Here is a 20,368-nt window from a genome sequence, read left to right as displayed (position 1 = left end):
CAGGCCACCGCCTGGCCGGCACCCCCACTTCCGCCGCAGGCCACCACACCACCGCCGTGACCGCACGTGCCATTCCCGTCGCCCGGCTACCCCCGCCACCACCGCACCACCCTGGCTTCCGCGGCCCATCGCCTGGCCGCATCCGCCATCCCGCCGCCGGCCACCTCCCCACCCGTTCAAGCCGCAGTACGAGCCGTCCGCGGGCCACCCCACCGGAGCGGCCCGCGGTCACCGTCAGAACCAGCAGCCGGGCCGAACCCGAAGCAGTTCCGTCCGCAGCACCGGCGTCCCATCCACCGGCGCGGGATCGTCGGCCGTCGGCTGGATCCCCCCGGCGGCCACCTTGTCGAGCGTCCGCAGCCCCTCGGCCTCGACCGTGCCGAACACCGTGTAGTTCGGCCGCAGCGCGGAATCGCCGTACACCACGAAGAACTGCGAACCGTTCGTGTCCGGGCCCGCGTTGGCCATCGCCAGCAACCCGCGCGCGTAGACCCGGCGCGCGCCGGTCGGGTCGGTCGGCGCCGGCGGCAGGTCCACCGGCAGCTCGTCCTTGTACTTGTACCCCGGGCCGCCCTCGCCGGTCGCGGTCGGGTCGCCGCACTGCAGGACCTTCAGCGTCGGGTAGGCGGTCAGCCGGTGGCACACCGTGTGGTCGTAGAACCGGTGCCGCGCCAGGTGCAGGAAGCTCTGCACCGTGCACGGCGCCTTCGCGCGGTCGAGCGTCAGCGGCAACGCGCCCTGACTGGTCGGGACCGCCACGTCCACCTTCCCGCGGCTCGGCGTGTGCCGCGGGTCGGGCGGCAACGGCACCGGCCGCGCGGCCGGCTCGTCCGGCGTCTCGGTGTACTGGCACGGCCCGTGCGTCGTCTTCGGCGGCGGCGCATCGGCCGCGGCGGCGACACCATTGCCCGCCACGAACAACGCGCCGGCCGCCAGCGCGGTGACGAGTGTCTTCTTCATCCTGCACGCCCTCCCAGTGATCGCCCGGTTCCGGAGCGCCCCGCAGTCTAGGGCCCGGCACCGACAGGAATAACCGGCGAAAGTCGCCCCTGTCAGCCCATCGGGTGAATCGGGAGGGCGACACCCCGGAAATTGTCGGACCCCCGGCGCACGATGTCGATCACGCGGCAAACCCGCCGCACCGAGAAGGGGGAAGTCATGGCACACCGTCGAAGAACCGTTGCGGCGACTGCGTTTTCGTTGTTGATCGGGATCGCACTGGCCACCCGGAAGCGCCGACAGCCTGCCCGCCAGCGCAGGCTCTTCCAGGCCGCCCCGCGAATCCACGGCCGACAGTCTCCAAACGGTGAGGCATCAGCGCCGCAAACCCGGGGCCGCCCCACCCAACAGCTCCCGCGCGGCGGAGCGCCGACACCGCAGATCCGCTCCGCCCATCAGCTCCCCCACGCCGAGACGCCGACACCGCAGGGCTACCCCACCCATCGGCTCCCTCGCGCCGAAGCGCCGATCCGCTCCACCGACCAGCCCCCGCACGCCGAGGCACCGATCCGCCCAACCGATCAGCCCCCGGGTGGCGAAACCTCAGCCCCGCAGGTCGGCGATCAGCTCATCCGCTGCAGCGAACGGGTCGAGCTCCCGCGCCACCACCCGCTCGGCCACCCCGGCCAGCCGCCCGCCACCCCGCAGGTCGGCCAGCTCGGCCCGCAGCCGCCGGACCGCGATGGCCTCGACCTCGTCGCGCGCCCGCGCGATCCGGCGGCGGGCCAGCTCGTCGTGCGCCACCAGCCAGTCGTGGTGCGCGGCCAGCGCCGCCACCACCTCGTCGACACCCTCACCCTTCGCCGCGACCGTCCGCACGATCGGCTGGCGCCAGCTCGCGCCCCGGATCTCGCGGCGCGCCAGCGAAATCATCTGCTTGAGGTCGTGCACGGTCGCGTCGGCGCCCTCGCGGTCGGCCTTGTTCACGACGAACACGTCGGCGATCTCCAGCACCCCGGCCTTCGCGGCCTGGATGCCGTCGCCCATCCCCGGCGCGAGCAGCACCACCGTGGTGTCGGCCAGCTTCACGACGTCCACTTCGGACTGTCCGACGCCGACCGTCTCGATCAGCACCACGTCGAAGCCGGCGGCGTCGAGCACGCGCACCGCCTGCGGGGTCGCCCACGACAGCCCGCCGAGGTGCCCGCGCGTGGCCATCGAGCGGATGAACACGCCGGGGTCGGTGGCGTGCTCGGTCATCCGGATCCGGTCGCCGAGCAGCGCGCCGCCCGAAAACGGCGAAGACGGGTCGATCGCGAGCACCCCGACCCGCTTGCCCTCCGCGCGCAACGCGGTGAGCAGTGCCGACGTCGAGGTCGACTTGCCGACACCCGGCGGACCGGTGAGCCCGACGACCCGGGCCCGCCCGGTGTGCGGGGTCAGCGCCCGCGCGATCTCGGCGACGCGGGGGTGGGCGTCCTCGACGAGCGACAGCAGCCGCGCGACGGCACGAGGCTGCCCGTCCCGCGCGCGGCCGACCAGGTCGTCGAGGTCGAGTGCACCGGCCACTTACGCGGACGGCACCCGCAGCAGCAGGGCGTCGCCCTGGCCGCCGCCACCGCACAGCGCGGCCGCGCCGAGCCCACCACCGCGGCGACGCAGTTCGTGGATCAGGTGCACGGCGAGGCGAGCCCCAGAAGCGCCGATCGGGTGGCCGAGGGCGATGGCCCCGCCGTTGACGTTGACCTTCTCCGGGTCGAGGCCGAGCTTCTCGGTCGAAACCAGCCCGACGGCGGCGAAGGCTTCGTTGATCTCGACGAGGTCGAGCGCGTCGGCGCCGAGGTTCGCCTTCGCCAGCGCGGCGAGGATGGCGTTCGACGGCTGCTCGTGCAGGCTCGCGTCCGGCCCGGCGACGACGCCGTGCGCACCGATCTCGGCGATCGGCGTCAGGCCGAGCTCCTCGGCCTTCGCCTTGCTGGCCACGACGACCGCGGCGGCGCCGTCGGAGATCTGCGACGCCGAGCCCGCGGTGATGGTGCCGTCCGAGGCGAAGGCGGGGCGCAGCTTCGCGAGGCCTTCGGCGGTGGTGTCGGCGCGGACACCCTCGTCGGTGTCGAAGACGACCGGGTCGCCTTTGCGCTGCGGGATGGAGACGGGCGCGATCTCGTCGGCGAAGTAGCCGTTCTTGATCGCCTCGGCCGCGCGCTGGTGCGAACGCGCGGAGAACGCGTCCTGCTGCTCGCGGGTGACCCCGTAGCGGGAGTTGTACTTCTCCGTCGAGGCGCCCATGGCGACCTGGTCGAAGGCGCAGAAGAGGCCGTCGTAGGCCATGTGGTCGACGAGCGTGGTGTCGCCGTACTTGAAGCCGGAGCGGGACTTCGGCAGCAGGTGCGGCGCCTGGGTCATCGACTCCTGGCCGCCGGCGACGACGAGGTCGAACTCGCCGGCCCGGATGAGCTGGTCGGCGAGCGCGATGGCGTCGAGGCCGGAAAGGCAGACCTTGTTGATCGTCAGCGCCGGCACGCTCATCGGGATGCCCGCGGCGACCGCGGCCTGGCGCGCGGGGATCTGGCCGGCACCGGCGGTCAGCACCTGGCCCATGATCGTGTACTGCACCGCGTCCGGGGCGACCCCGGCGCGTTCGAGGGCCGCCTTGATCGCGACCCCGCCCAGCTGTGCCCCCGTGAAGTCCTTGAGGGATCCGAGCAGTCGCCCGATCGGTGTACGGGCGGCACCCAGGATCACGGAACCGGACACGGCGTCCTCCAAGCTTCGGCGCATGGGCAGTTTTTCCGACCATACCCGGAGGGCGGCCTTCTTGATGGAGCCAGTGTGAGGCGGGGCACGCGAAGAATCGGGGTCGACGCCGGTCGGGAGCGCCCTATCCTGCCTCCATGAATGACGCCCTGCGGCCGTTCGTGACGGCCATCGACCACGTCGGCATCGCGGTCCCGGACCTGGACGCGGCCATCGAGTTCCACCGCACGCACTTCGGCCTGGAAGTGGCGCACGAGGAGGTGAACGAGGAACAGGGGGTGCGCGAGGCGATGCTGCGCGCGCCCGGCACGGCGGGCACGGAGACGCAGATCCAGCTGCTGGCCCCGCTGCGCGACGACTCGGCGATCGGCAAGTTCCTGGCCAAGAGCGGCCCGGGCCTGCAGCAGCTGGCGTACCGCGTGTCCGATGTGGACGCGGCGGCGGCCGCCTTGCGCGAGCAGGGCCTGCGCCTGCTGTACGACGCGGCGAAGCGCGGCACGTCCGACAGCCGGGTGAACTTCGTCCACCCGAAGGACGCGGGCGGCGTCCTGGTGGAGCTGGTGGAGCCGGCGAAGGACGGCACCGCGCACTGACGCGAACCCGTTCGGGCGCAACAACTCCGGCCCGCGCGAACCGCACGCCGGTGACAAGGCGCGCGGCTAAGCCGACGCCGTCTTCGCGACGAGGGCGTCGGCGATGAACGTCAGCTCGCCGTCGAACTCGGCGGGCAGGTCGTCGTCCGAGTGGCGGGCCGTCGCGTGGCGGTGGCTGACCGCGCGCGCCAGCAGGCCCGACGCTCGCTCGACGTCCGCCGTGGGCAGGACGCCGCCCGTGGCCGCCAGGATCACCGCGCGGACCTGCCGCACGAGCACCTGGAAGCGCTCGTGGAGTGCGTCGCGGACGACGCGGTGGGTGTCGGCCTCGCGCCACAGCAGGTGTGAGAGCCCGAGCGACCGGCTGAAGCGGTGGTCGAGCTCGCGGACGAGCCGCCGCAGGCTGCCCGCCAGGTCGCCGGGGACGACGACGACGGCCGGCTCGATGCGCTCGTCGGGCAGCCGCTCGACGAGCGCGGTGAGCAGGTCCGCCTTGTGCCGGAAGTAGTAGTGCACCAGCCCCTTCGGCACCCCCGCCCGCTCCGCGATGCGGGAGGTCGGGGTGGCGTCGAAGCCGGACTCGGCGAAGAGCGCCTCGGCGGCGCGGAGGATGCGCTCCTTCGCCGAATCCTCGGTCATGCGTGCCTCCTGCGGCGTCAGTGCTGGCCGGCGGTGCGGTGCGCGGCGTTCGCGACCGGCATGGCTGCCGCGCCGGCGACGACCGTCAGCACCCCGGCGATCCAGGACGTCCAGGAAGCGCCGTTGAACTCGGTGTAGCTCATCACCCACGGCGCGATGAACAGCAGCACGCCGAGCGCGATCTGGATGCCTTCGCCGTAGACCATGCCCGGCATCGCCAGCGAGACCAGGCCGTCGAGTGCGATCAAGGCGCCCAGGACGACCATCGTCCACATCGCGGTCGTGTCCGTGCTCAGCCAAAGGGGTGAAAGAGCGGCGACCACCCCGATGACGACCTCGGCCCAATCGTGCGGCCGGGCCCAGGCGCGCGTAGAGACTTCACTCATTCGTGCTCACCTCCATCGGTGAAACTGCTGGTCGGGTGGGTGTTCCCACGGCCGATGGTCCGCTTGACTGGCCGGCCGGTCAAGACTGATCGGTCACAGTTCGACGTGTAATCGTGCCCTCCGTCTCGTACAGTTGTGTCCGCGTGTTACCGGCGAGTAATTTCTGCCGCCAACGCCGTTGACCCCCATCTCCGCGGAGGAACCGATGACGCAGCTCGGCGAGATCCAGCAGGCCATCCTGAACGGCGAGTCCGCCGCGGTCGGGTCGTTGCCCGTGCCCGAGAGCTACCGCGGGGTGACCGTGCACGCCGACGAGGTCGACATGTTCGAGGGCCTCGAGAGCCGGGACAAGGACCCGCGCAAGTCGCTGCACGTCGACGACGTCCCGGTCCCCGAGCTGGGCCCGGGCGAGGCGCTGGTCGCCGTGATGGCGAGCGCCATCAACTACAACACCGTGTGGACGTCGATCTTCGAGCCGATCCCCACCTTCAAGTTCCTCAAGAAGTACGGGAAGCTCTCGCCGCTGGCCAAGCGGCACGACCTGCCCTACCACGTGGTCGGCTCCGACCTGTCCGGCGTCGTGCTGCGGACCGGCGTCGGCGTGCACAACTGGAAGCCGGGCGACGAGGTCGTCGCGCACTGCCTGAACGTCGAGCTCGAAAGCCCGGACGGGCACAACGACACGATGCTCGACACCGAGCAGCGGATCTGGGGCTTCGAGACGAACTTCGGGGGCCTCGCCGAGGTCGCGCTGGTCAAGGCCAACCAGCTGATGCCGAAGCCGGACCACCTGACCTGGGAGGAAGCCGCCTCCCCCGGCCTGGTCAACTCCACCGCCTACCGCCAGCTCGTCTCGCGCAACGGCGCGGACATGAAGCAGGGTGACGTCGTCCTGATCTGGGGCGCGTCCGGCGGCCTCGGCTCCTACGCGACGCAGTACGCGCTCAACGGCGGCGCGATCCCGGTCTGCGTCGTCTCCAGCCCGGAGAAGGCGGCGATCTGCCGCAAGCTCGGCGCCGAGCTGATCATCGACCGCAGCGCCGAGGACTACAAGTTCTGGAAGAGCGACACCGAGCAGGACCCGAAGGAGTGGCAGCGCTTCGGCGCGAAGATCCGCGAGCTGACCGGCGGCGACGACCCGGACATCGTCTTCGAGCACCCGGGCCGCGAGACCTTCGGCGCGTCCGTCTACGCCGCGCGCAAGGGCGGCACGATCGTCACGTGCGCGTCGACCTCGGGGTACATGCACCAGTACGACAACCGCTACCTGTGGATGAACCTCAAGCGGATCATCGGCTCGCACTTCGCGAACTACCGCGAGTCGTGGGAGGCCAACCGGCTGATCGCGAAGGGCCTGATCCACCCGACGCTGTCGAAGACGTACTCGCTCGAAGACACCGGGCAGGCCGCCCTCGACGTGCACCGCAACGCCCACCAGGGCAAGGTCGGCGTGCTCGCGCTCGCCCCGCAGGAGGGCCTCGGCGTCCGCGACGAGGAGAAGCGCGCGAAGCACATCGAGGGGATCAACGCGTTCCGCGGCGCCTGAAACCGGCCGTACGCAGGCGATCCCCGGGCCGCGGGTCGCCTGCGTGCGGCAAGATCCTCTCGCCGCACCACGCGGCACGTTCGGCGCACCGCACGGGTGCTCACCCTTCCGTGACCCGGCTGCGACTACGGTAGGCGCATGAGCCTTGGCGATGAACGGGAGCTTGTGCCGCTGGGAGCCGGCTTCGACGTGGCGAAGCGCGGGTACAGCCGAGCGCAGGTCGACGAGCACCTCGAGCGGCTGGACGGCGACCTCAAGATGCTGACCGCCGACCGGGACGCGGCCATCGCGCAGGCCGGCGACCTGGCCCGGCAGCTGGAGATCGCGCGCGGCGAGATCGCGGACCTGCGTGGGCAGGTCGACCGGCTCGCCCAGCCGCCGACGAGCGTCGAAGGCCTCTCCGAACGTCTTCAGCGCATGCTGCGCCTCGCGCAGGACGAGTCCGCCGACACGCGGGCCCGCGCCGAGGCCGAGGCCGGCCACATCCGGGCCAAGGCCGAGACGGACGCGAGCGCCATGCGCGCCCGCTACGAGCAGCTGCTCACCGAGCTCGACCTCCGCCGCAAGGAGATGGAGGCGGAGCACCGCAAGGTGCTCGAGGACGCCCGCGCGGAAGCCAAGAAGATCACCGACGAGGCCGAGGCGGAGCGCAAGCGGCTCGACACCGAGTCGTCGGACCGCCGCACGAAGGTCGAAGAGGACTTCGAGATCGCGATGGCCTCGCGCCGCACCGAGGCGATGCGCGTGCTGGCCGAGCAGGAGGCCGCGAGCAAGGCCGAGGCCGCCCGCCGCGTCCAGGAGGCGACGCAGGACGCCGCCGACATCCGCACGAAGGTCCTCGAAGAGGAGAAGGCCGCGAAGGCGGACATCGAACGCCGTCAGCGCGAGTCCGTCGCGGAGGCGAACAAGCGCCGTCAGGACTCGATCACCGAGGCCAACGCCCGGCTCGCGGAGGCCGCCGACGAGGCGCGGCGCCGCGTCACGACGGCGACCGAGGAGTCGAACCGGCGGATCACCCAGGCCAACGAGCGCGTCGACGCCCTGCGCAAGGTGCGCGGCGGGCTGGCCGAGCAGGTCCGCGCGGCGCGGGCGGTGCTGGCCGAGGCGCACACCGTCCTCGGCGACGACGTCAAGGTGCCCGCGGACGTCACGGCCGACCTGAAGGCGGAGGACCTGAAGCCGGCCGACACCGGGAAGACGGCGCCGGTGGGCGACGTCGAGGAGACGATCCGGATCAAGGCGTCCGACGTCCCGAAGCCGAAGCAGGCCCCCAAACCGGCTCCCAAGCCCGCGCCGAAGCCGACTCCGCGGGCGAGCGGAGCGCAGAAAGCGACTGGCGAGTAACCTTCCACCCGACACGGGCGCGGACGAGCCTGCGCGGTCGGTGCCGACCGGTTATCGTCCCTGCTCACGCGGGATCACGTGGAGGTTTTGCGCATGGGTGCGGCATATCGGACCGTGGTGGTGGGCACGGACGGCTCGGAGTCCTCGTTCGCGGCGGTGGACCGCGCGGCGGCGGTGGCCGGCGACGCGGGCGCCACGCTCGTCATCGCGTGTGCGTACTACCCGGCCAGCAAGACCGACGTCGACAAGGCCCAGGACGTCCTCGGCGACGAGGCGTACCAGGTCGTCGGCTCGGCGCCGGCCGAGGACACGCTGCAGTCGGCGCGGGACCGGGCGACCAAGGCGGGCGCGCAGAAGATCGACACGATCGCCGTCAAGGGTGACCCGGTCGACTCGCTGCGCAAGGTCGTGCATGAGCGCGAGGCCGACCTGCTGGTGGTCGGCAACCGCGGGCTGAACACGATCGCCGGCCGGATCCTGGGCTCGGTGCCGTCGGAGGTGGCGCGCAAGTCCGGCGTGGACGTGCTGATCGTCCACACGACCTGAGCCGGTGACCGACCCGAGCGAGGAGCTCCAGCAGCGGCTCGAACGCGTCCTGCTCGGCGGCAGGCGGAAATACACCCGGCTCGAAGTGGCCGAAAAGGCCGGCGTGCCCGACGAACGGTCACGCCGGCTCTGGCGCGCGCTGGGGTTCGCGACGGTCCGCGACGACGAGGTCGTCTTCACCGACGCCGACGTCGAGGCGATGCGCACGGCGGACCAGCTGGTCCAGTCGGGCCTGATCGACCCGAGCATCGAGGTGTCGGTGACGCGCGCGCTCGGCCAGCACCTGTCGCGGCTGGCCGAGTGGCAGGTCGACATGCTGTGGCAGCTGATCGAGGAGCAGCCGGACCTGGGCCGCAACGAGCGTCAGGTCGCGCGCTTGGTCGATCGGCTGCTCCCGGAGCTGGAGCGGGTCCAGAACTTCGTCTGGCGCCGCCACCTGGCGGCGTACGCCGGCCGGGCGTTCGCGGCCGCGGGTGACAACGTGGAGACGCGCACCGAAGTGGTCGGGTTCGTCGACATGGTGGGCTACACGCGCCTGACGCGCCAGATCGACGAGGAAGAGCTGAGCCGGGTCCTGGACGCGTTCGAGACGCTGGCGACGGAGGTGATCGCCGAGCACCACGGCCGCGTGGTGAAGATGATCGGCGACGAGGTCCTGTTCGTCGCGGACTCACCGGTCGACGCGGCGGAGATAGCGTTGACGCTGACGGAGCGAACCTCGGCGGACGACAGCCTCCCGGCGGTCCGAGCGGGAATGGCGTCGGGCCGGATCCTGTCGCGCTTCGGCGATGTGTACGGCTCGGTGGTCAACTTGGCGGCCCGCCTGACGTCGGTGGCCCGCCCGGGGACGATCCTGGTGGACCGGGAGCTGGCGTCGGAGCTGGCGGAGGAGAAGGCGTACGAGCTCCGCATGCGCCGCCCGGTGACGGTCCGGGGCTACAACCGCCTCCGCCCGGCAGCGCTGCGACGGGCGAGCGAGGCACCGACGGGGATGTTCGCGAGCTCCCAGCAACTGGCGGCGGAGATGCTGGGGTTGACTGACCCGACAGCCCCGCCGGCCACCGAGGAGGAGCCGGAGCCACGCCCCCGCCGCCGTCGGCGGCGCAGTCGCTGAAGTCCCCAGCCGCCCGCCCGGCAGACATCCCCCGCCGCTCCCAGGGGGGGCGTCCCCACGTCCATTCTATCGGCGGCCACCGACAACCCCCGCCGAAAAGCCAGCGGGCGGCTTGCTTGTCCACAGGTCGACCGGCCTGTGGACAACCAGAGCCTCAGGCGTCGAAGTCGACGGTGATTTCCTCTGAGACCGGGTATGACTGGCATGTCAGCACGAACCCCGCCTCCACCTCCGACTCCTCCAGCGCGAAGTTCCTCCGCAAGTCCACCTTGCCCTCCGTCACCCGCGCCCGGCAGGTTCCGCACACCCCGCCCTTGCACGCGAACGGCAGGTCCGGCCGGAACTTCTGGGCCCCGTCCAGCACCGATGATGACCGCGGCAACGTCATCGTCGAGGAACGGCCGTCCAGGACTACCCGTACCTCGGACGACTCCCCCGCCACGCCCGGATCGATGTGCTCCACCGGGGCCGGGGGCGTGTCCACGTAGAACAGCTCCTGGTGGATGCGCGCGCGGGGCACGTCCAACGACGTCAGCAGTTCCTGGGCGCCGGAAACCATCTCGAACGGGCCGCACAGCCACCAATGGTCCACTGAGGACACCGGCACCAGGGACGAGAACAACGAACGCAGCTTCGGCACGTCCAGGCGCCCCGTGAACAGCTCCGCCTCGCGCGGCTCGCGCGACAGCACGTGGATCAGCTCCAAGCGCTCGGGCGCGCGGTCCTTCAGGTCCGCCAGCTCGTCCGCGAACATCACCGTGTCCGTGCGGCGGTTGCCGTACAAAACCGTAACTGTGGCCTCGGAAGAACGCAGCAACGACGCCACGATCGACAGCACCGGCGTGATGCCCGAGCCCGCCGCGATCAGCACGTGGTGACCACCCGAAGCCAAATCCGGGGTGAACGATCCCGTCGGCGTCGCCACCTCGATCGTGTCGCCGGGACGGACCTCGTTGACCAGCCACGACGAGAACAAGCCGTCCGGGACCAGGCGGACGCCCACCCGGGGCGCCGCTCCCGCCGGCGCGCAGATCGAGTACGACCGGCGCTCGTCGCGGCCCTCGATCGACCGCCGCAACGTCAGCGACTGGCCCGGCTTGAAGTCGTACTCGTCGGACAACGACGCGGGCACGTCGAACGTCACCGCGACCGCGTCGTCGCACAATCGCGTGACGCCCGCGACCTTCAGGGGATGGAACGCCACCTCAGATCTCCTTGACGTGCTCGAACGGCTCGAAACACGAACGGCAGCGCCGCAGCGCCTTGCACGCCGTCGCGCCGAAGCGGGACTGCTCCTCGGTGTCCGGCGACCCGCACAACGGGCAAGAAACCCGCGAAACGGGTGCCGACAGCGTCAGCGGGATCGGCCCCGACCGCCGCGGCGCCGCACCCGGGGGCGCGATGCCCGCCGCGGCCAGCTTGTGACGCCCCGCGTCCGAAATCCAGTCCGACGTCCACGCCGGCGTCAGCTGCGTCCGGATCTCGACGTCGGCGTAGCCCGCCGAGACCAGCGCGTGCTCCAAGTCGTCGCGCATGGTGTCCATCGCCGGGCAGCCCGTGTACGTCGGCGTGATCGCGACGACGATGCGACCGTCCTGTTCGGACACCGACCGCAGCACGCCCAGGTCGGCCAGGGTCAGCATCGGCAGCTCGGGGTCGGTGACCGTGGCCGCGACCGCCTCCGCCGTCACCATTTCGCGTCCGGCATCGCGCGGGCGACGCTCTGCAGCTCCGCCAGCAGGAATCCCATCTGCTCGGTGTGGACGCCGTCGCGGCCCGTCCGGCCCGAGACTCCCGCCAGCTCACCGGCGGTGGGCAAGACAAGCGTTGCCGCGGCGAGCGCCTGGTCCAGCACCGCGTCGAACTCCGGCCGCAGCGAAGCCGCGTCCACCAGCTCGAGCGGGTGCGTGCGGAACAGCTCCCCGACGTACGGCCAGACCGCGTCCAGGCCCTCCTGCATCCGCGAACGCGACAGCGGCGTCCCGTCGCCGAGGCGGACCAGCCACTGCGCCGCGTAGTCGCGGTGGTAGGTCACCTCCTTGACGCCCTTGTCCGCGATGGCCGCCAGCACCGGGTCGACCGACGACACCAGCCGCTGCAGCAGCGCCAGCCGCCACGTCGAGAACACGAACAGCCGCGCGATCAGGTGCCCGAAGTGCCCGCCGCCCAGCTCCGCGAGCCGGACGTTGCGGAACTCGTTTTCGGCGCGGAGGAAGGCGAGCGAGTCCTCGGTGCGCGACGAGCCGTCGGCCTTGCCGGCCCGCGCGAGCAGCAGCCGCGCCTGGCCGAGCAGGTCGAGGGCGATGTTCGCGAGCGCGACCTCGTCCTCCAGCTCGGGCGCGTTCGTGCACCACTCCTGCAGCCGGTGGGAGAAGATCAGCGCGTCGTCGCCCAGCATCAGGCAGTAGGCGGCCAAGGACGCACCGTCCACACCGGACGGTACCGAAGTGTCCACTCCGGACAGCGGGTCCTCGAAGCCGGTGCCGAACGCCCAGCGGGCGTCGTTCTCCTCGGTCAGCGACTCGTAGACGTTGTCGAAGCTCATATGTGCGGCACCTCCTCGGGGATGTCGTAGAACGTCGGGTGCCGGTAGACCTTGTCGCCGCTCGGCGCGAAGAACGGGTCCTTCTCGTCCGGCGACGACGCCGTGATGTCCGACGCCCGCACGACCCAGATCGACACGCCTTCGTTGCGGCGGGTGTAGAGGTCACGCGCGTGGTGCAGTGCCATCTGGTCGTCGGCCGCGTGCAGCGAGCCGACGTGCACGTGGTTCAGCCCGCGCTTCCCGCGCACGAACACCTCGTAAAGCGGCCAGTCGTGCTTGACCGGACCGGGCGCGGCCGGGACGCCCTCCAGCGGGACGGCGCCGTGGCCGCCTTCGGCAGTCAGGTCGCTCACTTGCGCTCCTTCTTCGCGGCGTGCGCGACGGCGGCTTCCCGCACCCACGCACCGTCTTCGTGCGCGCGGCGCCGGTGGGCGATCCGCGAGGCGTTGCACGGGCCGTTGCCCTTCAGCACGTTCTTGAACTCGTCCCAGTCGACCGCGCCGAAGTCGTAGTGCCCGCGCTCGGCGTTCCACTTCAAGTCGGGGTCCGGGAAGGTGACCCCCAGCGCTTCGGCCTGCGGCACCGACATGTCGACGAAGCGCTGACGCAGCTCGTCGTTGGTGTGGCGCTTGATCTTCCACGCCATCGACTGCGCGGTGTTCGGTGAATCGGCGTCCGGCGGGCCGAACATCATCAGCGACGGCCACCACCAGCGGTTCACGGCCTCCTGGACCATCTCACGCTGCTGCGCGGTCCCGCGCATCATCGTCATCAGCAGCTCGTAGCCCTGCCGCTGGTGGAACGACTCTTCCTTGCAGATCCGGATCATCGCCCGCGCGTACGGCCCGTACGACGACCGGCACAGCGGCACCTGGTTGCAGATCGCCGCGCCGTCCACCAGCCAGCCGATCACGCCGACGTCGGCGAAGGTCAGCGTCGGGTAGTTGAAGATCGACGAGTACTTCTGCTTGCCGGTGATCAGCTTGTCGGTCAGGTCCGCGCGGTCCGCGCCCAGCGTCGCCGCCGCCGAGTACAGGTAGAGGCCGTGGCCGGCCTCGTCCTGGACCTTGGCCAGCAGGATCGCCTTGCGCCGCAGCGATGGCGCCCGCGTGATCCAGTTGCCCTCGGGCTGCATGCCGATGATCTCCGAGTGCGCGTGCTGCGCGATCTGCCGGATCATCGTCTTGCGGTAGCCCTCGGGCACCCAGTCGCGCGGCTCGATGCGCTGGTCGCGCTCGATGGTGTGCTCGAAGTGCTCATGGAGCGGTGTCTGATCCAAGGTCACGGCTGCTCCTTCGAAACCAGGGTCAGGACGTCGTACTTGGCGACGGACTCGCCCTCGGCGTTGGTGACGTCGGCGTCCCAGCGGACCTCGCCGTACTCCTGGTCGATCCGCGGGGTGATCTGCTTGGCGGTCAACGTCACGGTCAGCGAGTCGCCGACCTTGACCGGCGTCAGGAAGCGCAGGTTCTCCAGGCCGTAGTTGGCCAGCACCGGGCCCGGCTCGGGCGAGACGAACAACCCCGCGGCGAACGAGACGACCAGGTAGCCGTGCGCGACGATGCCGCCGAACAGCGGGTTCGCGGCCGCCGCCTCGGGGTCGGTGTGGGCGTAGAACGTGTCGCCGGTGAACTCGGCGAAGTGGTCGACGTCCTCCTGGCTGACCGTGCGCGGCCCGGCGACGACGGAGTCCCCGATCTTCAGCTCGGCCAGGGACTTCCGGAACGGGTGGACGTCACCTTCGGCACGCGGGGAGCCGGTCACCCAGCGACCCGTCACCGTCGTGAGCACCGCCGGGGAACCCTGGACTGCCGTGCGCTGCATGTGGTGCAGCACGCCGCGGACCCCGCCCATCTCCTCGCCGCCACCGGCGCGGCCGGGGCCGCCGTGGACCAGCTGCGGCATCGGCGAACCGTGGCCGGTGGACTCCTTCGCGTCCTCGGCGTCCAGGACGAGCAGGCGGCCGTGGAAGGGCGCCGCGCCGAGGACGACCTCGCGGACGAACTCCTTGTCCGCGCTGACGATCGACCCGGCCAGGCTCCCGCCGCCGCGTGCGGCGAAGTCGATGACCTGCTCGGTGGACGTGTACGGCATCAGCGTCGAGACCGGGCCGAACGCCTCGACCTCGTGCGGCTCGGTGCGCTCGGGGTCGGCCTTGAGCAGCACCGGCGAGATGAACGCGCCGCGCTCGGCGTCGGCGTCGACGACCTCGACCTTCTCCGGATCCCCGAAGACGACGCTGCCGGCGTCCAGCAGCGCCTTCAGCGACCGCCGGACCTCCTCGCGCTGCTCGAGGCTGGCCAGCGCGCCCATCCGGACGCCCTCGGCCGCCGGGTTGCCGACGGTCACCTTCGCGAGCCGCTCGGACGCGGCCGCGGCGACGTCGTCGAGCAGCGACGCCGGGACGAACGCGCGGCGGATCGCGGTGCACTTCTGGCCCGCCTTGACCGTCATCTCGGTGGTCAGCTGCTTGACGAACAGGTCGAACTCGGTGGTCCCGCGCACGGCGTCCGGGCCGAGGATCGAGCAGTTCAGCGAGTCGGCCTCGGCGTTGAACCGGACGGCGTTGCGGATGATCGCCGGGTGCGCGCGCAGCTTCTGCGCCGTCGACGCCGAGCCGGTGAAGGACACCAGGTCCTGCGCGGTGACGTGGTCGAGCAGGTCGCCGACGCTGCCGGCGACGAACTGCAGCGAGCCCTCGGGCAGGATGCCGGACTCGATGATCAGCTCGACCAGCCGCGCGGTCAGGTAGGCCGTCGAGCTGGCCGGCTTGACCAGGCTCGGGACACCGGCCAAGAACGCCGGCGCGAACTTCTCCAGCGGCCCCCACACCGGAAAGTTGAACGCGTTGATCTGGACGGCGACCCCCCGCAGCGGGGTCGCGATGTGCTGGGCGACGAACGTGCCGCCGCGCGACAGCGGCTCGACGTTGCCCTCGACGTAGACGGTGTCGTTGGGCAGCTCGCGCTTGCCCTTCGAGGCGTAGCTGAACAGGACGCCGATGCCGCCGTCGATGTCGAACTTCGAGTCACCGAGTGTGGCCCCGGTGCGCGCGGAGAGCGCGTACAGCTCCTCGCGGTGCTCGCGCAGGTGCGAGGCCAGCGCCTTCAGCAGGGCCGCGCGCTGGTGGAACGTCAGTTCGCGCAGCGCCGGGCCGCCGACGCGGCGGCCGTACTCCAGCGCCCCCGCGAAGTCGACGCCCTTCGACGAGATCCGGGCGACCTCCTCGCCCGTGGCCGCGTCGTGCAGCGGGACGCCCTCGTCCGCCGCCGTGTGCCAGCTCCCGGAGACGTAGCTGCGCAGCAATGCCATCAGGTCCCGACCTCCACCGAATTACCTACCGGACGTTCAGTTAATCGCATGGTAGCCGCCGGACCGGAAGATCGGAAGGGGTGGCGCTTGACACCGCCCCGGGCACTGCCTTTACTGAGCGACACCGCGAGGTGACCGTCCATTCGGTCAGTCTGGAGAGACAGCGCATGACCAACGCCGCGCACACCATGTTCGCCGCCGACGAGGCGTCGCGCGCGCTGGGCATCGAGCTGGTCGAAGCGAGCGACGGCCGCGCCGTGGCCGAAATGACGATCACCCGCGCGATGGTCAACGGGCACGACATCGCCCACGGCGGGTACGTCTTCCTGCTAGCCGACACCGCCTTCGCCTGCGCGTGCAACACGCACGGGCCGGTGACCGTCGCCGCGGGCGCCGAAATCTCGTTCGTCGCGGCCGGCCGGCTCGGCGACCACCTGGTCGCGACGGCCACCGAGCGCACCCGCTACGGCCGCAACGGCATCTACGACGTCACCGTGCACCGGGAGACCCCCGGCGGCCCCGAGGTCGTCGCCGAATTCCGCGGCCGCAGCCGCGCCATCTCCGCGAAACGGGACTGACCATGATCGAGGCGAACATCGGCGCGGACGAGCTGGCCGCCCTCCAGCTGGAGCGTCTGCAATGGACGCTCAGGCACGCGTACGCGAACGTACCCGCCTACACGCGGAAGTTCGACGAGGCCGGCGTCCACCCCGACGACTGCAAGGAGCTCGCCGACCTGGCGAAGTTCCCGTTCACGACGAAACAGGACCTGCGCGAGAACTACCCGTTCGGGATGTTCGCCGTGCCGCAGGACCAGGTGCGCCGCATCCACGCCTCCAGCGGCACCACCGGCAAGGCCACCGTCGTCGGGTACACCGAGCAGGACATCGACACCTGGGCGACAGTGATGGCCCGCTCGATCCACGCGGCCGGCGGCCGGCCGGGGCACAAGGTGCACGTCGCCTACGGGTACGGCCTGTTCACCGGCGGGCTCGGCGCGCACTACGGCGCGGAGAAGCTGGGCTGCACGGTCATCCCGGCGTCCGGCGGCATGACCGCGCGGCAGGTCCAGCTCATCACGGACTTCGAGCCCGAGATCATCATGGTCACGCCGTCGTACATGCTGACGCTGCTCGACGAGTTCGAGCGCCAGGGCGTCGACCCGCGTTCGTCGTCGCTGAAGGTGGGCATCTTCGGCGCCGAGCCGTGGACCGAGCAGATGCGCGCCGAGATCGAGGAGCGGTTCGCCCTCGACGCCGTCGACATCTACGGGCTGTCGGAGGTGATGGGCCCGGGCGTCGCGCAGGAGTGCGTCGAGACGAAGGACGGCCTGCACATCTGGGAGGACCACTTCTACCCCGAGGTGATCGACCCGTACTCCGAGGAGGTCCTCGGTGGCGGCGAGACGGGCGAGCTGGTGTTCACGTCGCTGACCAAGCAGGCGCTGCCGATCATCCGCTACCGCACCCGCGACCTCACGGCGCTGTCGCCGGGGACCGCGCGGCCGGCGTTCCGGCGGATGGCCAAGGTCACCGGCCGCACCGACGACCTGATCATCCTGCGCGGGGTCAACGTCTTCCCGACGCAGATCGAGGAGATCGTGCTGCGGACGGACGGGTTGAGCCCGCACTTCCAGCTCGTCCGGTCGACGCGCGGGCGGCTCGACCACCTGACCGTGCGGGTGGAAGCGCGTCACGACGCTTCGGCCGCTTCGCGTGAGCAGGCCGCCGCGACGCTGGTGAGCGGGGTCAAGGACGGCGTCGGCGTGACCGTGTCGGTGGAGGTCGTCGAGCCGGACACCCTGGAGCGGTCGATGGGCAAGATGCGCCGGATCGTCGACCAGCGGGAGCAGCGGTGACGGCCCCGCGCCGCGGCCGCCCCGGCTACGACCTGGAGTCGCTGCTGCAGGTGGCGGTGAAGCTGTTCAACGAGCGCGGCTACGACGGCACGAGCATGGAGGACCTCTCCCGCAAGCTCGGCATCACGAAGTCCGCGATCTACCACCACGTGCCCAGCAAGGAGGAACTGCTGCGGCTGGCGGTGGACCGGGCGCTGGACGGGTTGTTCGAGGTCGCCGCGTCGACCGACCAGCTGGACGGGCGTGCGATCGACCGGCTGGAGCACCTGGTGCGCGGCAGCGTGCTGGTGCTCGCCGACCGGCTGCCGTTCGTGACGCTGCTGCTTCGCGTGCGCGGCAACACGAAGGTGGAACGGGCGGCGCTGACGCGGCGTCGCGAGTTCGACCGGCTGGTGACGGACCTGGTGAAGCAGGCGGAGGCCGAGGGCGACATCCGCCCCGACGTCGAGCCGTCGGTGACCGCGCGGCTGATCTTCGGCATGGTGAACTCGCTGATCGAGTGGTACAAGCCGCGCCGGGGTTCGGCGGCGACCGAAGTGGCGGACGCGGTGTGCAAGGTGGCTTTCGAAGGCCTGCGCACCGGGTCGTGACCGGTCAGTCCCCGGCGGTCTGGGGCGGGCGCCCCGCTTGCCAAAGCAGGGCGTCGCGCAGCTGCTCGATCAACCGCTCGTCGTCCGCTTCGGACGGGTCCACCCCGAGCGGGATCCAGCGCTCGGAAACCTTCGAACCGTCGTCGTAGCCCGTGATCACGATTCCGGAGTACGACAGCGATCCCTCGTCCGCGCAGTCGCCGTCCGGGAGGGGTTCGTCCGGCTCGAAGGCCTCGTCGAAGCTGACGTGGCGATGCTGCAGGCGGACGCTCACCCAGCGTCCGGCCGGCCGGATCGGCGCGCCTTCTTCGGTCATCTGCTCCTACCACCGGTCGCGGGTCCCTGCCGTCTCGTCGCATCCGGACGCCGGGGAGTTACCGGCGGGTTGTTCCGGTTGCGTAACGACGGTCTCTCCGGCGAAACGAACCTTTTGACGTAGGGTCAACTACTTGTTGACAGCATGCCGATCCCCGGCGAGGCTGGGCGGATGACCAGTGGGACGCGGCCGCGGCGGCGCCGCCTCGAACCGGCCGAGCGGCGGGCGGAGATCCTCGCCGCCGCGCGGCACCTGTTCGGCGCCGGCAGCTACGCGTCGGTGTCCACTTCGGACATCGCCGAGGCCGCCGGGGTCGCGCGCCCGCTCATCAACCACTACTTCGGCGGCAAGCGCGAGCTCTACCTGGAAGTGGTGCGGCAGCTGATGATCGTGCCGGCGCCGGTCACCGAAGCGCTGCCGGACACCACGATGGAGGACCGGCTGGCGATCGGCGTCGAGCGGTGGATCGACGTCGTGGACCGCAACCGCGACGCCTGGCTGACGGTCATCGGCCCGGAGTCCGCGGGCCGCGACCCGGAGATCGAGCGGATCATGCTGGAGGCCGACGAAGTCGCGGCCGACCGCGTCCTGGAAGCCGCGCTGATGACCGACGTCACCGAGGGGCGGGACGAGCTGCGCGCGATGATCCGGTCGTTCGGCGGGCTGCTGCGGGCCGCGTCGCGCGAGTGGCTGATCCGCGGCACGCTCGACCGCGCGGCGCTGCGCACCTTCCTCACCGATTCGATCCTCAACCTGCTGAAGCTCACCTACCCGGCGGTGCTTGCCGGGCGGCCCGGAAGCGCCGGGCGAACGCCGCCGGGGTCATCCCGGTCCACCGCTTGAACGCGTAGATGAAGCTCGACGCCTCGGCGTACCCGAGCCGGTACGCGACGTCCTCGACGGACAGGACGCCGGTGTCGAGCAGCTCCTCGGCCAGCGTCTGGCGGACCTCGTCGACGAGCGCGCGGTAACTGGTGCCGGCCTCGGTCAGGCGCCGCCGCAGCGTGCGCGTGCTGAGCGTCAGCTGGCGGGCGATCTCGTCCATGCCCGCGTCGACGCCGCCGAGCCGCACCAGGCGCTCGCGGACCTGCTGCGAGATGCCCGAACGCCGGCGTTTGCGCGCGACGAGCGCTTCGCACTGCGCGGCGCACAGGGCGACGGTCTGGTCGTTGGCCTGCGGCAGGGGCAAGGCCAGCAGCGCCGGGTCGAGCGTCGCGCGGCAGGCGTCGGCGCCGAACCGCGGCCGCACGCCGAACGCGGCCCGGTACGGGTCCACTGTGGACGGTTCGTGCCGGAAGCTCAGGTCCTCCAGGGTGATCTCGGGCAGCAGGTCGTGCATGACCGAGAAGATCGCGGCCAGGTCGCGCAGCACGAGGAACCGGGCGACGTCGGCGGGCACGCGGCTGTCGTCGAGCTCGAGCGTCAGCTTGCCGCCGGCCAGCTCGACGTGCGGGATGCAGAAGGCGAAGCTGAGGTCGAAGTAGCGCAGGGCGAACAGCATCGCGTCGCGCAGCGTCGGGCTGCTGATGCAGGCGAACCCGAAGATGCCGAAGGTGCTGACGCGGTAGCGGCGCCCGAGCTCGAGCGCCGTCGCGTCGAAGCCGTCCAGCTCGGCGAGCGCGCGGACGACGGCCAGCTCCTGCCGCGCGTCGACCTGCACCGACGGGTCGGCGAGCAGCTCCGGCGAGAGCGTCGTCGCGGCCAGGAGCTTTTCGGCGGGCAGGCCGCGGTCGGCGGCGAACCGGGTCATCAGCTCGATGCTGGCGGTGCCGCGCGGGAAGTCCCAGTCCCCGACGGCGGGCGCGGCGAGCTCGGCCATGGCCGGAATTATGGATGACGGCCGCGCACGCGTCGAATCGAGGACCGGATCTGTCCGGGGTGAT

At 71.3% G+C, this 20,368-nt stretch carries 22 protein-coding genes; 9 read left to right on the top strand and 13 right to left on the bottom strand.

Going from position 1 to position 20,368, the window contains the following annotated elements; all coding sequences use genetic code 11:
- Positions 1-234: 234 nt before the first annotated feature.
- The 3 genes from ACZ7OH_RS31475 to ACZ7OH_RS31465 all read right to left on the bottom strand — a co-directional run bounded on the left by ACZ7OH_RS31475 (position 235) and on the right by ACZ7OH_RS31465 (position 3,696).
- Entirely contained in the window at positions 235-960 is a 726-nt protein-coding gene (locus tag ACZ7OH_RS31475) for a peptidylprolyl isomerase (protein ID WP_470284145.1), read from the bottom strand.
- Between the two features lie 582 nt (positions 961-1,542).
- Positions 1,543-2,508: a methylmalonyl Co-A mutase-associated GTPase MeaB gene (meaB, locus tag ACZ7OH_RS31470; protein WP_470284144.1), complete on the bottom strand. Its 966-nt coding sequence runs from the start codon at positions 2,506-2,508 to the stop codon at positions 1,543-1,545.
- Complete coding sequence (locus ACZ7OH_RS31465; protein ID WP_470284143.1) at positions 2,509-3,696, bottom strand: acetyl-CoA C-acetyltransferase; 1,188 nt, start codon at positions 3,694-3,696, stop codon at positions 2,509-2,511.
- Between the two features lie 137 nt (positions 3,697-3,833).
- Between ACZ7OH_RS31465 and mce the strand changes: the two genes are divergently transcribed.
- On the top strand, positions 3,834-4,289 hold the full coding sequence (mce, locus tag ACZ7OH_RS31460) for a methylmalonyl-CoA epimerase (RefSeq protein WP_470284142.1): 456 nt from the start codon (positions 3,834-3,836) through the stop codon (positions 4,287-4,289).
- Between the two features lie 66 nt (positions 4,290-4,355).
- On the opposite strand, the gene ACZ7OH_RS31455 is transcribed toward mce, so the two are convergent.
- A complete protein-coding gene (locus tag ACZ7OH_RS31455) occupies positions 4,356-4,928 on the bottom strand; it encodes a TetR/AcrR family transcriptional regulator (protein WP_470284141.1) in 573 nt (190 codons plus the stop codon).
- A gap of 17 nt (positions 4,929-4,945) precedes the next feature.
- Positions 4,946-5,314, bottom strand: a complete 369-nt coding sequence (locus tag ACZ7OH_RS31450) for an SPW repeat domain-containing protein (RefSeq protein ID WP_470284140.1) — start codon at positions 5,312-5,314, stop codon at positions 4,946-4,948.
- Between the two features lie 205 nt (positions 5,315-5,519).
- Here ACZ7OH_RS31450 and ccrA point away from each other — a divergent pair, with 205 nt between their 5' ends.
- From ccrA to ACZ7OH_RS31430, 4 genes are all read left to right on the top strand, one after another.
- Positions 5,520-6,860: a crotonyl-CoA carboxylase/reductase gene (gene ccrA, locus ACZ7OH_RS31445; protein ID WP_470284139.1), complete on the top strand. Its 1,341-nt coding sequence runs from the start codon at positions 5,520-5,522 to the stop codon at positions 6,858-6,860.
- A 138-nt stretch (positions 6,861-6,998) separates the two neighbouring features.
- A complete protein-coding gene (locus tag ACZ7OH_RS31440; protein WP_470284138.1) occupies positions 6,999-8,204 on the top strand; it encodes a chromosome segregation protein in 1,206 nt (401 codons plus the stop codon).
- A 93-nt stretch (positions 8,205-8,297) separates the two neighbouring features.
- Positions 8,298-8,750, top strand: a complete 453-nt coding sequence (locus tag ACZ7OH_RS31435) for a universal stress protein (RefSeq protein ID WP_400902921.1) — start codon at positions 8,298-8,300, stop codon at positions 8,748-8,750.
- A 4-nt stretch (positions 8,751-8,754) separates the two neighbouring features.
- Positions 8,755-9,864, top strand: coding sequence for an adenylate/guanylate cyclase domain-containing protein (locus tag ACZ7OH_RS31430; RefSeq protein WP_470284137.1), 1,110 nt, complete (start codon positions 8,755-8,757; stop codon positions 9,862-9,864).
- 154 nt (positions 9,865-10,018) lie between these two features.
- Here ACZ7OH_RS31430 and paaE read toward each other — a convergent pair whose 3' ends face one another.
- From paaE to paaZ, 6 genes are read right to left on the bottom strand one after another with little or no spacing between them, the layout of a single operon-like run.
- Positions 10,019-11,068, bottom strand: a complete 1,050-nt coding sequence (paaE, locus tag ACZ7OH_RS31425) for a 1,2-phenylacetyl-CoA epoxidase subunit PaaE (protein ID WP_470284136.1) — start codon at positions 11,066-11,068, stop codon at positions 10,019-10,021.
- Between the two features lies 1 nt (position 11,069).
- Entirely contained in the window at positions 11,070-11,558 is a 489-nt protein-coding gene (gene paaD / locus ACZ7OH_RS31420; RefSeq protein ID WP_470284135.1) for a 1,2-phenylacetyl-CoA epoxidase subunit PaaD, read from the bottom strand.
- Entirely contained in the window at positions 11,552-12,409 is an 858-nt protein-coding gene (gene paaC, locus ACZ7OH_RS31415) for a 1,2-phenylacetyl-CoA epoxidase subunit PaaC (RefSeq protein ID WP_470284134.1), read from the bottom strand. The genes paaD and paaC overlap by 7 nt, the downstream gene beginning before the upstream one ends.
- Positions 12,406-12,720: a 1,2-phenylacetyl-CoA epoxidase subunit PaaB gene (paaB, locus tag ACZ7OH_RS31410; protein WP_286003483.1), complete on the bottom strand. Its 315-nt coding sequence runs from the start codon at positions 12,718-12,720 to the stop codon at positions 12,406-12,408. The genes paaC and paaB overlap by 4 nt, the downstream gene beginning before the upstream one ends.
- A 38-nt stretch (positions 12,721-12,758) precedes the next feature.
- Positions 12,759-13,694: a 1,2-phenylacetyl-CoA epoxidase subunit PaaA gene (paaA, locus tag ACZ7OH_RS31405; protein ID WP_470284133.1), complete on the bottom strand. Its 936-nt coding sequence runs from the start codon at positions 13,692-13,694 to the stop codon at positions 12,759-12,761.
- The gene (gene paaZ, locus ACZ7OH_RS31400) at positions 13,691-15,721 is read right to left on the bottom strand and encodes a phenylacetic acid degradation bifunctional protein PaaZ (RefSeq protein WP_470284132.1); all 2,031 of its coding nucleotides are present in this window, start codon (positions 15,719-15,721) and stop codon (positions 13,691-13,693) included. The genes paaA and paaZ overlap by 4 nt, the downstream gene beginning before the upstream one ends.
- 167 nt (positions 15,722-15,888) lie before the next feature.
- On the opposite strand from paaZ, the gene paaI reads away from it, so the two are divergent.
- From paaI to ACZ7OH_RS31385, 3 genes are read left to right on the top strand one after another with little or no spacing between them, the layout of a single operon-like run.
- Positions 15,889-16,299 (top strand): hydroxyphenylacetyl-CoA thioesterase PaaI, encoded by a 411-nt coding sequence (gene paaI / locus ACZ7OH_RS31395; RefSeq protein ID WP_470284131.1) that lies wholly within the window; start codon positions 15,889-15,891, stop codon positions 16,297-16,299.
- 2 nt (positions 16,300-16,301) lie between these two features.
- Entirely contained in the window at positions 16,302-17,579 is a 1,278-nt protein-coding gene (gene paaK, locus ACZ7OH_RS31390; protein WP_470284130.1) for a phenylacetate--CoA ligase PaaK, read from the top strand.
- Positions 17,576-18,169 (top strand): TetR/AcrR family transcriptional regulator, encoded by a 594-nt coding sequence (locus tag ACZ7OH_RS31385; protein WP_470284129.1) that lies wholly within the window; start codon positions 17,576-17,578, stop codon positions 18,167-18,169. The genes paaK and ACZ7OH_RS31385 overlap by 4 nt, the downstream gene beginning before the upstream one ends.
- A 4-nt stretch (positions 18,170-18,173) precedes the next feature.
- On the opposite strand, the gene ACZ7OH_RS31380 is transcribed toward ACZ7OH_RS31385, so the two are convergent.
- A complete protein-coding gene (locus ACZ7OH_RS31380) occupies positions 18,174-18,485 on the bottom strand; it encodes a hypothetical protein (protein WP_400902896.1) in 312 nt (103 codons plus the stop codon).
- A 171-nt stretch (positions 18,486-18,656) separates the two neighbouring features.
- On the opposite strand from ACZ7OH_RS31380, the gene ACZ7OH_RS31375 reads away from it, so the two are divergent.
- Entirely contained in the window at positions 18,657-19,328 is a 672-nt protein-coding gene (locus ACZ7OH_RS31375; RefSeq protein ID WP_470284128.1) for a TetR/AcrR family transcriptional regulator, read from the top strand.
- On the opposite strand, the gene ACZ7OH_RS31370 is transcribed toward ACZ7OH_RS31375, so the two are convergent.
- The gene (locus tag ACZ7OH_RS31370) at positions 19,249-20,304 is read right to left on the bottom strand and encodes an AraC family transcriptional regulator (RefSeq protein ID WP_470284127.1); all 1,056 of its coding nucleotides are present in this window, start codon (positions 20,302-20,304) and stop codon (positions 19,249-19,251) included. The genes ACZ7OH_RS31375 and ACZ7OH_RS31370 overlap by 80 nt on opposite strands.
- Between the last annotated feature and the right edge of the window lie 64 nt (positions 20,305-20,368).

The sequence above is a fragment of the Amycolatopsis sp. NPDC114478 genome (genome assembly GCF_055633805.1).
The sequence above is the reverse complement of the archived record's forward strand: the minus strand, read 5'-3'. Positions and strand labels throughout refer to the sequence as shown.

What these genes read in the sequence shown, in the direction of transcription:
- ACZ7OH_RS31475 (WP_470284145.1), bottom strand. Translation starts at nt 960, where the DNA reads ATGAAGAAGACACTCGTCACCGCGCTGGCGGCCGGCGCGTTGTTCGTG.
- mce (WP_470284142.1), top strand. Translation starts at nt 3,834, where the DNA reads ATGAATGACGCCCTGCGGCCGTTCGTGACGGCCATCGACCACGTCGGC.
- ACZ7OH_RS31455 (WP_470284141.1), bottom strand. Translation starts at nt 4,928, where the DNA reads ATGACCGAGGATTCGGCGAAGGAGCGCATCCTCCGCGCCGCCGAGGCG.
- ACZ7OH_RS31450 (WP_470284140.1), bottom strand. Translation starts at nt 5,314, where the DNA reads ATGAGTGAAGTCTCTACGCGCGCCTGGGCCCGGCCGCACGATTGGGCC.
- ccrA (WP_470284139.1), top strand. Translation starts at nt 5,520, where the DNA reads ATGACGCAGCTCGGCGAGATCCAGCAGGCCATCCTGAACGGCGAGTCC.
- ACZ7OH_RS31440 (WP_470284138.1), top strand. Translation starts at nt 6,999, where the DNA reads ATGAGCCTTGGCGATGAACGGGAGCTTGTGCCGCTGGGAGCCGGCTTC.
- ACZ7OH_RS31435 (WP_400902921.1), top strand. Translation starts at nt 8,298, where the DNA reads ATGGGTGCGGCATATCGGACCGTGGTGGTGGGCACGGACGGCTCGGAG.
- paaD (WP_470284135.1), bottom strand. Translation starts at nt 11,558, where the DNA reads ATGGTGACGGCGGAGGCGGTCGCGGCCACGGTCACCGACCCCGAGCTG.
- paaC (WP_470284134.1), bottom strand. Translation starts at nt 12,409, where the DNA reads ATGAGCTTCGACAACGTCTACGAGTCGCTGACCGAGGAGAACGACGCC.
- paaZ (WP_470284132.1), bottom strand. Translation starts at nt 15,721, where the DNA reads ATGGCATTGCTGCGCAGCTACGTCTCCGGGAGCTGGCACACGGCGGCG.
- paaI (WP_470284131.1), top strand. Translation starts at nt 15,889, where the DNA reads ATGACCAACGCCGCGCACACCATGTTCGCCGCCGACGAGGCGTCGCGC.
- paaK (WP_470284130.1), top strand. Translation starts at nt 16,302, where the DNA reads ATGATCGAGGCGAACATCGGCGCGGACGAGCTGGCCGCCCTCCAGCTG.
- ACZ7OH_RS31380 (WP_400902896.1), bottom strand. Translation starts at nt 18,485, where the DNA reads ATGACCGAAGAAGGCGCGCCGATCCGGCCGGCCGGACGCTGGGTGAGC.
- ACZ7OH_RS31375 (WP_470284128.1), top strand. Translation starts at nt 18,657, where the DNA reads ATGACCAGTGGGACGCGGCCGCGGCGGCGCCGCCTCGAACCGGCCGAG.
- ACZ7OH_RS31370 (WP_470284127.1), bottom strand. Translation starts at nt 20,304, where the DNA reads ATGGCCGAGCTCGCCGCGCCCGCCGTCGGGGACTGGGACTTCCCGCGC.